At 29.9% G+C, this 13,083-nt stretch carries 22 protein-coding genes; 1 reads left to right on the top strand and 21 read right to left on the bottom strand.

The annotated features are described in order from the left end of the window. Positions 1 to 15 precede the first annotated feature (15 nt). Positions 16 to 1,659 carry a YadA-like family protein gene (locus AYC60_RS02490; RefSeq protein WP_067320897.1) on the bottom strand — a complete coding sequence of 548 codons (1,644 nt, stop codon included), beginning with the start codon at positions 1,657 to 1,659 and terminating at the stop codon, positions 16 to 18. 159 nt (positions 1,660 to 1,818) lie between these two features. Here AYC60_RS02490 and AYC60_RS02485 point away from each other — a divergent pair, with 159 nt between their 5' ends. Then, positions 1,819 to 2,559 carry a YlmH/Sll1252 family protein gene (locus AYC60_RS02485; RefSeq protein WP_067320894.1) on the top strand — a complete coding sequence of 247 codons (741 nt, stop codon included), beginning with the start codon at positions 1,819 to 1,821 and terminating at the stop codon, positions 2,557 to 2,559. A 34-nt stretch (positions 2,560 to 2,593) separates the two neighbouring features. On the opposite strand, the gene AYC60_RS02480 is transcribed toward AYC60_RS02485, so the two are convergent. The 20 genes from AYC60_RS02480 to AYC60_RS08915 form a co-directional block, all read right to left on the bottom strand. After that, positions 2,594 to 3,670 (bottom strand): hypothetical protein, encoded by a 1,077-nt coding sequence (locus AYC60_RS02480; RefSeq protein WP_067320891.1) that lies wholly within the window; start codon positions 3,668 to 3,670, stop codon positions 2,594 to 2,596. Positions 3,671 to 3,804: 134 nt separating this feature from the next. Continuing rightward, on the bottom strand, positions 3,805 to 5,115 hold the full coding sequence (secY, locus tag AYC60_RS02475; RefSeq protein ID WP_067320888.1) for a preprotein translocase subunit SecY: 1,311 nt from the start codon (positions 5,113 to 5,115) through the stop codon (positions 3,805 to 3,807). A gap of 54 nt (positions 5,116 to 5,169) precedes the next feature. Further along, positions 5,170 to 5,706 carry a 50S ribosomal protein L15 gene (gene rplO, locus AYC60_RS02470; protein ID WP_067320885.1) on the bottom strand — a complete coding sequence of 179 codons (537 nt, stop codon included), beginning with the start codon at positions 5,704 to 5,706 and terminating at the stop codon, positions 5,170 to 5,172. Positions 5,707 to 5,710: 4 nt separating this feature from the next. Further along, on the bottom strand, positions 5,711 to 5,890 hold the full coding sequence (gene rpmD, locus AYC60_RS02465) for a 50S ribosomal protein L30 (RefSeq protein WP_012859266.1): 180 nt from the start codon (positions 5,888 to 5,890) through the stop codon (positions 5,711 to 5,713). An 18-nt stretch (positions 5,891 to 5,908) separates the two neighbouring features. Next, positions 5,909 to 6,409: a 30S ribosomal protein S5 gene (gene rpsE, locus AYC60_RS02460; protein ID WP_180136158.1), complete on the bottom strand. Its 501-nt coding sequence runs from the start codon at positions 6,407 to 6,409 to the stop codon at positions 5,909 to 5,911. A 16-nt stretch (positions 6,410 to 6,425) separates the two neighbouring features. Then, positions 6,426 to 6,788 (bottom strand): 50S ribosomal protein L18, encoded by a 363-nt coding sequence (gene rplR, locus AYC60_RS02455; RefSeq protein WP_067320881.1) that lies wholly within the window; start codon positions 6,786 to 6,788, stop codon positions 6,426 to 6,428. A gap of 12 nt (positions 6,789 to 6,800) precedes the next feature. Beyond that, entirely contained in the window at positions 6,801 to 7,334 is a 534-nt protein-coding gene (gene rplF / locus AYC60_RS02450; RefSeq protein ID WP_067320878.1) for a 50S ribosomal protein L6, read from the bottom strand. A 47-nt stretch (positions 7,335 to 7,381) separates the two neighbouring features. Further along, positions 7,382 to 7,777, bottom strand: coding sequence for a 30S ribosomal protein S8 (rpsH, locus tag AYC60_RS02445; RefSeq protein WP_067320875.1), 396 nt, complete (start codon positions 7,775 to 7,777; stop codon positions 7,382 to 7,384). Positions 7,778 to 7,797: 20 nt separating this feature from the next. Further along, the gene (gene rpsN, locus AYC60_RS02440) at positions 7,798 to 8,085 is read right to left on the bottom strand and encodes a 30S ribosomal protein S14 (RefSeq protein WP_067320872.1); all 288 of its coding nucleotides are present in this window, start codon (positions 8,083 to 8,085) and stop codon (positions 7,798 to 7,800) included. A gap of 21 nt (positions 8,086 to 8,106) precedes the next feature. Beyond that, entirely contained in the window at positions 8,107 to 8,661 is a 555-nt protein-coding gene (rplE, locus tag AYC60_RS02435; RefSeq protein WP_067320869.1) for a 50S ribosomal protein L5, read from the bottom strand. An 18-nt stretch (positions 8,662 to 8,679) separates the two neighbouring features. Continuing rightward, on the bottom strand, positions 8,680 to 9,063 hold the full coding sequence (gene rplX, locus AYC60_RS02430) for a 50S ribosomal protein L24 (protein ID WP_067320867.1): 384 nt from the start codon (positions 9,061 to 9,063) through the stop codon (positions 8,680 to 8,682). Between the two features lie 16 nt (positions 9,064 to 9,079). Beyond that, positions 9,080 to 9,448, bottom strand: a complete 369-nt coding sequence (rplN, locus tag AYC60_RS02425) for a 50S ribosomal protein L14 (RefSeq protein WP_067320864.1) — start codon at positions 9,446 to 9,448, stop codon at positions 9,080 to 9,082. Positions 9,449 to 9,489: 41 nt separating this feature from the next. Continuing rightward, positions 9,490 to 9,744, bottom strand: a complete 255-nt coding sequence (rpsQ, locus tag AYC60_RS02420) for a 30S ribosomal protein S17 (RefSeq protein WP_012859275.1) — start codon at positions 9,742 to 9,744, stop codon at positions 9,490 to 9,492. Positions 9,745 to 9,756: 12 nt separating this feature from the next. After that, complete coding sequence (rpmC, locus tag AYC60_RS02415) at positions 9,757 to 9,948, bottom strand: 50S ribosomal protein L29 (RefSeq protein WP_012859276.1); 192 nt, start codon at positions 9,946 to 9,948, stop codon at positions 9,757 to 9,759. Next, a complete protein-coding gene (gene rplP, locus AYC60_RS02410) occupies positions 9,948 to 10,370 on the bottom strand; it encodes a 50S ribosomal protein L16 (protein ID WP_012859277.1) in 423 nt (140 codons plus the stop codon). The genes rpmC and rplP overlap by 1 nt, the downstream gene beginning before the upstream one ends. Then, entirely contained in the window at positions 10,370 to 11,029 is a 660-nt protein-coding gene (rpsC, locus tag AYC60_RS02405) for a 30S ribosomal protein S3 (protein WP_067320861.1), read from the bottom strand. The genes rplP and rpsC overlap by 1 nt, the downstream gene beginning before the upstream one ends. Positions 11,030 to 11,051: 22 nt before the next feature. Continuing rightward, the gene (gene rplV, locus AYC60_RS02400) at positions 11,052 to 11,384 is read right to left on the bottom strand and encodes a 50S ribosomal protein L22 (RefSeq protein ID WP_067320859.1); all 333 of its coding nucleotides are present in this window, start codon (positions 11,382 to 11,384) and stop codon (positions 11,052 to 11,054) included. A gap of 43 nt (positions 11,385 to 11,427) precedes the next feature. Continuing rightward, entirely contained in the window at positions 11,428 to 11,691 is a 264-nt protein-coding gene (rpsS, locus tag AYC60_RS02395; protein ID WP_067320856.1) for a 30S ribosomal protein S19, read from the bottom strand. A 27-nt stretch (positions 11,692 to 11,718) separates the two neighbouring features. Continuing rightward, positions 11,719 to 12,546, bottom strand: coding sequence for a 50S ribosomal protein L2 (gene rplB / locus AYC60_RS02390; protein WP_067320853.1), 828 nt, complete (start codon positions 12,544 to 12,546; stop codon positions 11,719 to 11,721). Between the two features lie 188 nt (positions 12,547 to 12,734). Next, positions 12,735 to 13,083 (bottom strand): hypothetical protein (locus AYC60_RS08915; RefSeq protein WP_197416934.1); only part of this gene is annotated, 349 nt, incomplete at its 5' end.

The raw sequence follows: 13,083 nt of genomic DNA, 5'->3' as shown, positions 1-13,083 counted from the left end.
CCAATGAGGCCTATATTATTTTTTCAACATATTTTTTAATTCTAATATTTCTTGTTCTAATTTATTTATCTTTTCATTTAAATCTTTATTTACCTTTTCTTCTTTACCAAAGCTATATGATAGTCCTGCTCCAAAGCTAACATTTTTATGACCTGCAATTCCTAAACTTGCCTTATATCCAAAATTACCTAATTTCCCATTAACACCCATTGCAAATGCACTATTTCCTTTATTAGTCCCTACAGCTGCACCTATAGAAAATTTACTACCTGGTAATAAACTAGGAATATTTGCCATTGCTATAGCAGATGTAACTTCTTTCCTTATTTCCTGTACTTTTTTATTTAATTCCATATTTGAATTTTCAAAAACAAGACCATCTACTTTTTCATCTATCAATTGTTTAACTTCAGTTCTATCAGCCTTATTAGTTTCTAAATTTTTAATTTTATTTTCTATTTTTTTATCATTATCAGTTAATGCTTTTATTTGCTCTTTTCTTTCTTCTTTTTCCTCATAAAGCTGAGCACCATTTACAGCTTCTGTACTTTCAGCACTAATTTCACCTTTAGATAGAAAAACTATTTTTCTAGTTTTGTCAATTTTTCCTATAGATAAAGCGTTAGAAATCGCTTTAGAATCATTTCCTAAAATTATAGCATCCTTTACATTACTTTCAACATTAATATTTGAACCTAAAATATATACATCATGTCCATATTCTGAATTTTTACCTTCATTAACAATATTATTATTCCCTATAACTGTACTATTACTACCACTAACCTTATTATTATATCCAATAACTTGATTAAAAGAACCAGAAGTAGTATTAGATCTACCTAATATGTAAGTATTATTTGCAATACTATTATCCATATTCTTTTCAACAATATTATAATGTCCTAATGCAAAAGAATCATTAGAAGTACCATTCCATACATCATTACCAGCTTGATTAGATTTTTTTTGGTCAAGTATTACTAATTCAGGTTTATCTACAGAATTTTCTCCTATCCCTAATTTTTCCTTCCATTTTTCAACATTAATACTTTCTCCTGTATATAACTGTTTCCCTGTTATAGCTTCACTACTATCTTCACTTACTTCTCCATCTTTTAAGAATACTATTTTTCTCTTTTTAATCTCACTACCTATAGATAATGCATTTTCTTTACCTACTGACATATTACCTAAAATTATTCCATCTTTAAATCCTTCCACAGAAATATTAGAACCTAATACAAATATATCATGACCATGTTCAGAATTTTTTGCTTCATTTATTTTAATATTACTTCCAACTACTGCACTATTACTACCATAAACCTTATTTCTATATCCAGTAATTAAACTATAATTCGATTTCATATTATTATCACCAAGTATGTTAATATATCCTAGTGCAAGGCTTTCATCACCATTTATAGAATTTTCTAAACCATAGGCTATAGAATTGTTTGCTCTTGATAAATCATTACCTAATCCATTATCATATCTTTGCAAAATATATCTTCCATTAGCTCTATTAAGATAGTTCATTTGCATTTCTGTTCTTAATTCATTGATTTTTTGATCAATTTCATCATTAGTATAATTTGAATAACCTAAAAAACTTAAAAGCATAAATGCTATGATAGCATTTTTTTTCTTTTGCATAATCTCACTCTCCTAATATTTACTAATATATTATAACTTGAAAAAAGATTATGTCAATATAATGCAAACGTTTTAATACTAATTTTTAATAATATGCAATTGTTTTCATTTTAATTTTACTATATATATTTTTTATGCTAAAATATCTTTGGTGATAATGTGAAAATAAATAAAGAAGAATTTTTAAGAAAAATCGGTAATAATGAAATGGCAATTAAAGTCTATAACGCTTTAGATATGGCCTTAGAATACGAAATAGGTGTATGTACTGAAATATTTGTTACCCCTAATATTTATAAAAAACTGAGTAAAAATTATGGCAATATATACACATATACTAAAGGTTATGACAGAAAACAGATATGTTTTACTCCATATGAACCTGAATTTGAATATAGCATATTAGAAATAAGGATAAATAATAAATTTAGAGAGTATACTCACAAAGATTTTCTTGGATCATTAATGGGTCTTAATATCAAAAGAGAAATGATAGGTGATATTTTTGTTGAAAATAATGTAGGATATATAATTGTTTCTAATAGTATATTAGAAGTAATTACAAAAAATTTAAAACATATAGGGAAAAATGAATGTAAAATAGAAATAAGTAATAAAGAAAATTTTTCATATAATTATAAAGATATTAAATCTAATATTAGTTCTAATAGATTAGATAATTTTGTTTCAGATATTACAAATCTCTCAAGAAATAAGGCAGTAGAATTAATAGAAGCAGGACTAGTACAAATAGATTATGAAGTATGCAAGGAAAAAAACAAGGTAGTAAAAAAAAATGACATATTAACTATAAGAAAATATGGTAAATTTTTAATATCAGAAGAATTAGAAGATAGTAAAAAAGGGAAAAAAAGATGGATAATTAAAAAATATGAGTAATAAAAATGGGCATTTAAATGCCCATTATTTATTATTACCAAGTATATTTTAATCCTGCAGAAATTCCTGGCACAACTGAATTGTACCCAAATTTATTATTTGAATCATTTGCAAATTTAACTTCTGCTGCAGCTTTAGATGTGAAATCTAAATTTTTAAGTATTGAATATTTTAAGTTAACTGATGGTGTTATTGTTAACACAGGTGATGCTGAATAAGAAAACTTAGTTTCTAAAGCTGGTGTAATAACTAAAGAGTCCACTCTATGTAATTCTTTAGTAATATCATAAGCAACACTTGATCCTACTTTACCATTTACAGTTGCAATTACACTTAAATTATTATTATCTTTTGAAATAGTTACTGGAACTTCAACTTCAGCATTTGATTTTAATGTTAAATTCTTTACTGGAATATATTTTACATCTCCTGATAATTTGTTTGTTATCACTGTTGATGAAAGTTTACTTTCGCTAATTGTAAATGTAGGGTTTACTGAAGCTTTTGCACCTAATGTTAAATTAGTTGTTGGTCTATATTCTACAGTACCTTCAACTCCAGTTTTAACAGTATGTGTATTTACTCCTTTTGTTTTAGCATAACCTAATTTAACTTTTGCTGATGCATCTAATTTATCATTTACCATATACTCAGATTTTGCACCTAATGTTACTTCATGTTGTTTAAATTCTCCACTTAAGTCATATCTTGCGTCTGCAGTTACTTTAACTTTGTTAACTTTTGTTGAGTATTCATATCCTGCAGTGAAATCTTTACTTGCATACATAGCTGTATCAAATTTACCATATTCTTTAAAGTTTAATTCAACTTCTGCTCCTGTTTTATCTGCTATTAATTGAGCTTGTCCCATTCCTGCTCCGTAAGCAACTTTTCCTGTAACTTTTGCAAATTCATATAAGTCTACAGTTAATCTGTTTTCGTGAGCGAATGTAGTAGTTTTAATATTGAATTCTTTTTCAATAACGTTTCCTACTATAGCTTTAGTTTCTGCTTCTAATTTAAATGGTTCTGCTTTAGAGAAATCAAATGGTGATGCAGCTAATGCTAAGCTTGAAATCCCTAATAATGCTAATAATGTTTTTTTGTTCATATTATTTTCCTCATTTCTCCTTAAAATTTTGACATACAATGCCTTTAAGGATATATTACCAAATTTTAAAAGATTTGTCAATAAAAATTATAAGGAAAATCAAAGAAAAAAATAATTATAAAAAAAGAAGAAGATTATCTTCTTCTTCTAATATTATTAAACCCTTTATATTTTTGTGTTGCCATATGTGAATCAATATTTTGAATTAATTCTACTGCTACTCCTACTAAGATTAGTAAGCTTGTTCCTCCTAGCATTACTGGTATATTTAATACATATCCAAACCAAACGTTTGGTAAAATACCTAATATTGCTAAGAATATTGCAGTTCCAAATGTAATTCTTGTAGCCACATATTCTAAAAATTCAGAAGTTTCTTTACCTGCTCTCTTAAGAGGTATACTTCCTCCACTTTGTTTTAAGCTATCTGCTATTTTATCTGGATCAAATACTATTGCAGTATAGAAAAATGAAAATAATACTATTAAAACTATAGTTAATAATAAGTATGCCCATCCTTTAGGTCCAAATAAATTTAATAAATATGCTCTTTTTGCTTCATCTTTAATTAAAGGTATAACAGCTGATGGTACAGCCATTATCATAGATGCGAATATTATTGGCATAACCCCTGCAGTATTTATTTTAACAGGAAGATATGTTTTTCTTCCTACTACAGATGGTTGATCCATTACACCTCTACTTGATTTACCTACATATTGTATAGGTATTCTTCTTTCACCTAATTGTATAACAACCATTATCATAATTATTACTACAAATAAAGTTAATGAAATATATCCTAAAGCAGGACCTCTTCCTGAAGTTCTTAATTGATCTACAGTACCCTTTACTACTTGAGGTAAATTAGATACTATATTTAGGAATATTAACATTGAAGTTCCATTACCTATACCTTTTATAGAAATTCTTTCAGATAACCACATTAAGAATGCAGTTCCTCCTGTAATTAATACTACTGTAGTTAATACAAATATAGTCCCAGGCTCTCTAACTAAATTATTAGATTGTAATAATAAAGCTATACCAGCTGATTGGAATAAAGTAGTAACTATAGTTAAATATCTAGTCCATTGTGTAATTTTATCTGCTTCTTTTCCACCTTCTTTTTGCATTTCTTCAATTCTTGGCCATAATACACCTAGAATTTGAAATACTATAGAAGCGTTAATATATGGAGTGATTCCTAAAGAGAATATAGATGCTCTCTGCACAGCTCCACCTGTAAACAGGTTTAAAAATTGTGCTAAGCTACTTCCTCCAGTAAAATCTCTGAATAATTCCATATTAATTCCAGGAACTGGAATATGAACACCAATTCTAGCAACTAAAAAACATCCTAAAGTAAACAACACTCTTTTTCTAAGCTCACGAGTTTGTACCATGGCTTGAAACCTTGTTACTATTGCTTCTTTAAATGTCAAAGAAATCACCTCTATTCTATATTATTATGTAAACAGGAAAAAAGTAAGTAATACTTACTCTCCTTCAACTACTTTAGCGTTCCCTGCTACATTTGCAAATGATTTGATTTCTAATAATTCAACTGAACCATTGAATTTTTCAATTGCTTCTTTAGCACCTTTAGATACTCTATGTGCTTTAACTTTTAATGCTTTTTCTAATTCGTAATTTCCAATTACTTTTAATAATGAAGTGTATACTCTTTCTCCAGTTTCTTTAGTAATGAAGTTAGCATTTTTAACTACTCTTCTTTCTAATAAAGATTCTAAAGTTACTTCTTCTCCATCATTAAATTTATCTACTATGTCTTTTAAGTTAATTACTACCATGTCTTTTTGGAATACAGAATTTGAGAATCCTCTTTTAGGAACTCTTCTGATTAAAGGCATTTGCCCTCCTTCAAACGCAGCAGATACGTATGTACCAGATCTTTGTTTTTGTCCATTGTGACCTTTACCAGCAGTTTTACCCCAACCAGTTCCATGTCCTCTACCGATTCTCTTTCTATCTCTTTTTGATCCTTCGGCAGGTCTTAATTCATTAAGATTCATTGATTTAAACCTCCTCTACTTTAACTAAATAAGAAACTAATTTAATTTTACCTTCTATATCTGCAGTCAAATTGTGTTCTACAGTTTGACCAATTTTTCTTAAACCTAAAGATTTAATTGTTGCGATATGGTTAGGCTTTCTTCCATTAATTCCTTTTACAAGTGTTATATTTACTTTAGTCATTAATCTATCCTCCTAGCCTTATCCTAAAATTTCTTCTACAGTTTTACCTCTAAGTTTAGCAACTTTTTCTATTGATCTTAATTTTTTTAATCCATCTAATGTAGCTCTTGCAACATTATCTTTATTTTTAGATCCTCTTATTTTAGTTAGTACGTCAGTTACACCTACTAATTCTAAAATTTCCCTAGTTGCTGACCCAGCGATAACCCCAGTCCCTTTTGAAGCTGGTTTTAATAAAACTGATGTAGCGTTAAATTTTCCAATTTGTTCGTGTGGTAAAGTTCCACCTTTTAATGATACATTTATCATATTTTTCTTAGCACCTGCAATAGCTTTTCTTATAGCTTCAGGTACTCCATTTGCTTTTCCTAATCCTATTCCAACTTTTCCGTTTTCGTCTCCAACTGCTGCAAGTACTGAGAATGAAATTCTTCTTCCCCCTTTAACAGTTTTAGAAACTCTACTAATTCTTAAAAGTTTTTCTTTGTATTCGTTAGTTTTAACTTCTCTTGCCAAAATAAATCCTCCTATCCTATTAGAATTCTAATCCTGCTTCTCTTGCAGCATCTGCTAATGCTTTTACTCTTCCAGTATAAATGTATCCACTTCTATCGAATACTACTTTAGTAATTCCAGCATCTTTAGCTTTTTCAGCTATTCTTTTTCCTATTAATTTTGCAGCTTCTACATTAGAACCGTGTTCTACTTTATTACCTTTTTCAATAGTTGAAGCTGATACTAATGTTTTTCCTGTTGTATCGTCAATTAATTGAGCGAAGATGTTAGATAAACTTCTATAAACAGTAAGTCTAGGTCTTTCAGGTGTTCCACTGATTTTAGCTCTTATACTTTTATGTTTTCTAACTCTTGCTAAGTTTCTATCTACTTTTTTAATCATTTAGACTACCTCCTATCCTTTCTTACCTTCTTTTCTTCTTATCTTCTCATCAGCATATTTAACCCCTTTGCCTTTATAAGGTTCTGGTGCTCTCTTAGATCTTATATCTGAAGCTACTTGACCAACTAATTGTTTGTCAATTCCTTCTACAGTTAATTTAGTATTCCCTTCTACTGTAAAAGTAATACCTTCAATTGGAGCTATTTCAACTGGATGTGAATATCCTAGTGCCATAGTAACACCTTTACCATTAGCAGCTACTCTGTATCCAACCCCAACTAACTCTAATTTAATTTTGAATCCTTCACTAACTCCAACTACCATGTTATTAACATTAGCTCTTGTAGTTCCATGTAACGCTCTAATATTAGGTAAGTCATTTGGTCTTTCAAAAGTTATTTCATTGTTTTCAATATTTACTTTAATTTCTGAAGATAATTCTCTAGTTAAAGTACCTTTTGGTCCTTTTACTGTAAATACATTACCTTCATTTGTAATTTCTACACCTTTAGGTATAGTAATAGGTTTTTTACCTACTCTTGACATTATTCTCCTCCTTATATGCGTAAATTTCCAGAAGTGTTTAGGCTATATTACCAAACGTAACAAAGAACCTCTCCACCAACACTTTGCTTTCTGCATTCTTTATCAGTTAAAACACCTTTGGGTGTAGTAACGATTGCTATTCCTAAACCACCTAATACTTTAGGTAGGCTTTCTACTGAAGAGTAAACTCTTCTTCCTGGTTTAGAAATTCTTTTTAATCCTTTTATAACTTGTTCACCATCAACAGTTTTTAAAGTTACAACTATATCTTTTATACTTCCTTCTTCTCTTATTTCGTATTCTGATATATATCCTTCATTTCTTAATATATTTGCGATACTTTCTTTTATTTTAGAAAATGGTATTGCAACCTTGTCATGTTTTGCAATATTAGCATTTCTAATTCTTGTTAACATATCTGCAATAGGATCTGTTAAATGCATGTTTGTCCTCCTCTCAAATATTACCAGCTTGATTTTTTGATTCCAGGTATCATACCTTCACCAGCTAATTGTCTAAACATTACTCTTGATATTCCAAATTCTCTCATAAACCCTCTTGGTCTACCATTTACTTGACATCTATTTCTATGTCTTGTAGGTGATGCATTACGAGGTAATTTAGATAATTCTATAAGTGCTTCTCTATCTCCTTGTTTAGCTCTTGCTTTTAATTCAGCTCTTTTAGCTGCATATTTATCTATAGTTTTTTCTATTTTTAGATTTTTTTGAACCATTGCTTTTTTAGCCATAAATTCTTTTGCACCTCCTTATTATTTTGCAAATGGCATTCCAAATGCTCTTAATAATGCTCTTCCTTCTTCATCATTCTTAGCAGTTGTTACGAATGTAATTCCCATTCCTAATACTTTATCAACTTTATCTATTTCGATTTCAGGGAAGATAATTTGTTCTTTTAATCCTAAAGTGTAGTTTCCTCTTCCATCAAATCCACGAGATGAAACTCCTTCAAAGTCTCTTACTCTTGGTAAAGTAACACTTACTAATCTATCTAAGAATTCATACATTCTTTCTTTTCTTAAAGTAACTTTAGCACCTATTAATTGACCTTCTCTTAATTTAAATCCAGCTTCAGATTTTCTAGCTTTTCTTGCAACTGGTTTTTGTCCTGTAATTTGTGCTAATTCTTTAACTGCTGTATCTATTAATTTAGGGTTATTTACTGCCTCCCCAAGTCCCATATTTACTATTATTTTATCTAATTTAGGTACTTCCATAATGTTAGAAAGTCCTAATTCTTTCATTAATGCTGATACCATAGTTTCTTTGTATGCTTTTTGTAATCTAGGCATATATTTTGTAGACATTTAGGTATCCTCCTTCCCTTATATTTCTTTTCCAGATTTAACTGAAATTCTTACTTTTTTTCCATCTTTTATTTCATATCTCACTCTTGTAGCGCTTTTTACGCTTTCATCCCATAACATTACTTTAGATGAGAAAATTGGTACTTCTCTCTCTACAATCTCACCTTGTGTGTTCATAGCATTAGGTTTTAAGTGTTTTTTCTTAACATTTACACCTTCAACTACTACTTTTCCAAGTTTAGGGAATACTTTTAATACTTTTCCTATTTTTCCTTTATCTCCCATTTGAGAAGATTTATTACTTCTTTTGTCATTATTACTTCTTCCACTAATTACTACAACTGTATCTCCAGTTTTAACATGTAATTTCTTAGGAACTGATTTTATTTTAGATTTAATCACAAAAAATTCCTCCTTCCTAAAGTACTTCTGGTGCAAGTGATACTATTTTCATAAAGTTTTTCGCTCTTAATTCTCTTGCAACAGGTCCAAAAATTCTTGTCCCTTTCATTTCCATTGATGCATTTAGGATAACTCCTGCATTATCATCAAATTTTATATATGAACCATCCACTCTTTTAACTTCTTTTTTAGTTCTAACTATAACTGCTTTTACAACGTCTCCCTTTTTAACACTTCCATTAGGTATAGCTTCTTTAACAGATGCTACAACAACGTCTCCTATTCTTCCGAATCTTCTTCTTGATCCACCTAATACTCTAATAACCATGATTTTTTTAGCACCTGTGTTATCAGCAACATTAAGTATACTTTGTTGTTGAACCATTTAATAGTTCCTCCTCCCATTTAATAATAATATCTATTAAATTATTTTGCCTTTTCTAAGATAGTAACTACTCTCCAGTTTTTATCTTTACTTAAAGGTCTAGTTTCCATTATTCTTACTTTATCTCCTACACGACATTCGTTTAACTCATCATGAGCTTTATATCTTTTAGAAGTTTTTACTCTCTTTTTATATAACTTATGTAGTTTCATTGTATTTTCAACAACTACAACTGTTTTATCCATTTTATCAGAAACTACGATTCCTTCTCTGACTTTTCTTTCGTTTCTTTCCACGTGAGAATCCTCCTATTTTCCAGTTTTTTCTGTTAATATTGTTTTCATTCTAGCTATGTCTCTTTTTACTTTTCTTATTTGTGCTGTGTTTTGTAATTGTCCAAGAGTTTTTTGTAGCTTTAAATTAAACAATTCATGTTTTAATTCTTTTACTTGTGATTCTAACTGATTTAAATCTAAATCTCTAACTTCTTTAACTGTCATTACTTATCACCACCTACTTCTTTTCTTACGAATTTAACTTTGATAGGTAGTTTGTGTCCAGCTTTTCTTAATGCTTCTTTGGCTTTCTCTTCAGATACTCCTCCAACTTCAAACATTACTTTACCAGTTTTAACAACTGCTACCCAACCTTCTGCGTTACCTTTACCTTTACCCATTCTTGTTCCTTCAGGTCTTTTTGTATAAGGTTTGTCAGGGAAAATTCTTATCCAGATTTTTCCTTCTCTTTTAAATGTTCTATTTATTGTAATACGGCATGCTTCTATTTGTCTTGAAGTAATCCAACCAAATTCTTTTGCAGCTAATCCGAAATCACCGAATGCTACATAGTTACCTTTAGTTGCAATTCCTCCCATGCTTCCTCTAAATTGTTTTCTATATTTAGTTCTCTTAGGTATTAACACTATTCTGTTCCCCCTTCCTTCTTAGTAGGTAAAACTTCTCCATTAAAGATCCATACTTTAATCCCTAATGCTCCATATGTTGTATGAGCTGTAGCTGTTGCATAATCAACATCTGCTCTTAAAGTATGTAATGGTACTCTTCCTGATAATGTCCATTCACTTCTTGCTATTTCTGCTCCATTTAATCTTCCTGAAGTCATTACTTTAATTCCTAGTACTCCTGCTTTTTCAGCTCTTTGAATAGCTTGTTGTACTGCTCTCTTATATGCCACACGTTTTTCAATAGCTGTTGCAATACTTTCTGCAACTAATTGTGCGTCTTTGTTAGGGTTTTTAATTTCTAAAGCTTTTACAAAAACTTTTTTCCCTGTCATTTTTTCTAATTGTGCTCTTAATGCTGTAATTTCAGCACCTTTTCTACCAATTAATACTGCTGCTTTTCCAGTAGAAACTATTACTGTTACTTCGTTTTCAGAAACTCTTTCAATAGCTATTGAAGAAATTCCAGCTTGGTAGTAGTTTTTCTTGATATATTCTCTTATTTTTAAATCTTCGTGAAAATTATTTAAATATTCTTTCCCTTTTTTGGCAAACCATTTTGAATCCCATGTTTTAACAATACCGATTCTTATGCCCCTAGGATCTACTTTTTGTCCCACAGACTTACCTCCTTATGTACTCTTATTTTACATCCACTTCAACTGTTATGTGTGCAAGTGGTTTTCTTATAATATCTGCTCTTCCCATTGCTCTTGGGTTCATTCTTTTTAATACAGGCCCTTTATCTATTAATACTTTTGAAACTATTAAGTTTTCAGGGTTTAATCCTAAGTTGTGTTCTGCGTTTGCAATTGCAGATCTTAATGTTTTCTCTATTAATGGAGCTGCTTTTTTATTTGTAAATCTTAAAATGTTTAATGCAAGTAATGCATCTTTTCCTCTAATTACATCAGCTACTAATCTAGCTTTTTGAGGACTTAATCTTTGATAACGTAATTTAGCTACTGCTGGCATGCGTTTTCTCCTTTCGTATAAAGTTACTAATATTTATCTAGGTTTATTTTTTCTTATCTTTACCGTGACCATGGTAAGTTCTTGTTGGAGCAAATTCTCCAAGTTTGTGTCCAACCATTTCCTCTGTTACATATACAGGTATATGTTTTTTACCATTATAAACAGCAAATGTATATCCTATGAATTGTGGAAATATAGTTGATCTTCTTGACCATGTTTTAATAACTGATTTATTTGATCCTTGTGCTTCAATTTTTTTGAATAAATATTGATCAGCAAAAGGTCCTTTTTTTAATGAACGAGCCATTTTTCCTCCTTACTTTATAACACTAATCTATTTTTTTCTCTTTCTTACTATAAATTTGTCAGAATTTTTCTTACCTCTAGTTTTCTTACCTAAAGCAGGTTTACCCCAAGGAGTAACTGGTGCTTTTCTTCCTATAGGTGATCTTCCTTCTCCCCCTCCGTGTGGGTGATCTACTGGGTTCATTACTGATCCTCTTACGTGTGGTTTTCTACCTAAGTGTCTATTTCTTCCAGCTTTTCCTAAAGAAACTAATGAGTGTTCTGAATTCCCAACAACTCCAACTGTTGCGAAACATTCTTTGTGAATTAATCTTAATTCTCCTGATGGTAATTCAACGTGGCAGTATGTTCCTTCTTTTGCAACAAGTCTTGCTGCAGTTCCTGCTGATCTCGCTAGTTGTCCACCTTTACCTGGTATTAATTCAACATTGTGGATTAATGTACCAACTGGTAAATCTTTTAATTTTAAAGCATTACCTGGTTTGATGTCTGCATTTTCTCCTGCAAGTACAGTGTCACCTTTTTTTAACCCATTAGGAGCTAAAATGTATCTTTTTTCTCCATCAACATAATGTAATAAAGCAATATTCGCTGTTCTATTAGGATCGTATTCTACGCTTGCAACTTTTGCAGGTATTCCTAATTTGTTTCTTTTCCAATCGATTACTCTGTATAATCTCTTGTGTCCTTTGTGTCTGTTTCTTCCTGTTCTGTGTCCATAGTTGTCAATACCATAAGCTGAGTTTAATGGTTCAACTAATGTTTTTTCAGGTCTAACTTTGTCTAATTCTGTGTTTACTAATATAGACATATGCCGAGTCCCACTAGTAATCGGTTTTAATTTTTTAATAGGCATATCTTCCCTCCAATTTCTAAATTTTTTATGTACACCTCTACCTCGTGTGCACCTTCTTAGTGCATAGAAATAAGGCGTACTTCGACCTATAATTTCTAGCAATTTACCTTGCTAACTTAGTTAGTATATCACATTTAAATAAAAAAATCTAGCTTTTTTTACATTTTTTGCTAGATTTTTTCAATTTTTTATTTTACCACATCAAACTTCAAAGCAAAAAGTGCTCTAAATCTTTTATTGTATTCCAAAGACGAATCTATATTTAATCTTGATATATCAAAGTTTATACCTAAGTTTACCCTAGGATTAAATGATTTATAGTCTGTATCAAATCCTATACTTGAATAAAAATTTTTATACTTTAAGTTAATATCTAAACTAGTATTTATATCTTTATCCTCTATAATATTTCTAATACTTAAAATATCCTTATATCCATAATCTAAATTAAATGATGGTAAATATCTCCCATTTTCTATCTTGTTATCCAACTTTAATAATACTTTATGGTCTTCTTTAATTCTACTATCTAAACCT

It is taken from the genome of Streptobacillus felis, assembly GCF_001559775.1.
GTDB classification, from domain to species: Bacteria; Fusobacteriota; Fusobacteriia; order Fusobacteriales; family Leptotrichiaceae; genus Streptobacillus; species Streptobacillus felis.
The sequence above is the reverse complement of the archived record's forward strand: the minus strand, read 5'-3'. Positions and strand labels throughout refer to the sequence as shown.

What these genes read in the sequence shown, in the direction of transcription:
- rplB (WP_067320853.1), bottom strand. Translation starts at nt 12,546, where the DNA reads ATGCCTATTAAAAAATTAAAACCGATTACTAGTGGGACTCGGCATATG.
- rpsS (WP_067320856.1), bottom strand. Translation starts at nt 11,691, where the DNA reads ATGGCTCGTTCATTAAAAAAAGGACCTTTTGCTGATCAATATTTATTC.
- rplN (WP_067320864.1), bottom strand. Translation starts at nt 9,448, where the DNA reads ATGGTTCAACAACAAAGTATACTTAATGTTGCTGATAACACAGGTGCT.
- rplF (WP_067320878.1), bottom strand. Translation starts at nt 7,334, where the DNA reads ATGTCAAGAGTAGGTAAAAAACCTATTACTATACCTAAAGGTGTAGAA.
- AYC60_RS02480 (WP_067320891.1), bottom strand. Translation starts at nt 3,670, where the DNA reads ATGAACAAAAAAACATTATTAGCATTATTAGGGATTTCAAGCTTAGCA.
- rplR (WP_067320881.1), bottom strand. Translation starts at nt 6,788, where the DNA reads ATGATTAAAAAAGTAGATAGAAACTTAGCAAGAGTTAGAAAACATAAA.
- rplE (WP_067320869.1), bottom strand. Translation starts at nt 8,661, where the DNA reads ATGTCTACAAAATATATGCCTAGATTACAAAAAGCATACAAAGAAACT.
- rpsN (WP_067320872.1), bottom strand. Translation starts at nt 8,085, where the DNA reads ATGGCTAAAAAAGCAATGGTTCAAAAAAATCTAAAAATAGAAAAAACT.
- rplV (WP_067320859.1), bottom strand. Translation starts at nt 11,384, where the DNA reads ATGCCAGCAGTAGCTAAATTACGTTATCAAAGATTAAGTCCTCAAAAA.
- rpmC (WP_012859276.1), bottom strand. Translation starts at nt 9,948, where the DNA reads ATGACAGTTAAAGAAGTTAGAGATTTAGATTTAAATCAGTTAGAATCA.
- AYC60_RS02490 (WP_067320897.1), bottom strand. Translation starts at nt 1,659, where the DNA reads ATGCAAAAGAAAAAAAATGCTATCATAGCATTTATGCTTTTAAGTTTT.
- rplO (WP_067320885.1), bottom strand. Translation starts at nt 5,706, where the DNA reads ATGAATCTTAATGAATTAAGACCTGCCGAAGGATCAAAAAGAGATAGA.
- rpsH (WP_067320875.1), bottom strand. Translation starts at nt 7,777, where the DNA reads ATGCATTTAACAGATCCTATTGCAGATATGTTAACAAGAATTAGAAAT.
- rpmD (WP_012859266.1), bottom strand. Translation starts at nt 5,890, where the DNA reads ATGACTAAAGTAAATATAACACTTGTAAAAGGAATTAATGGAAGAAAG.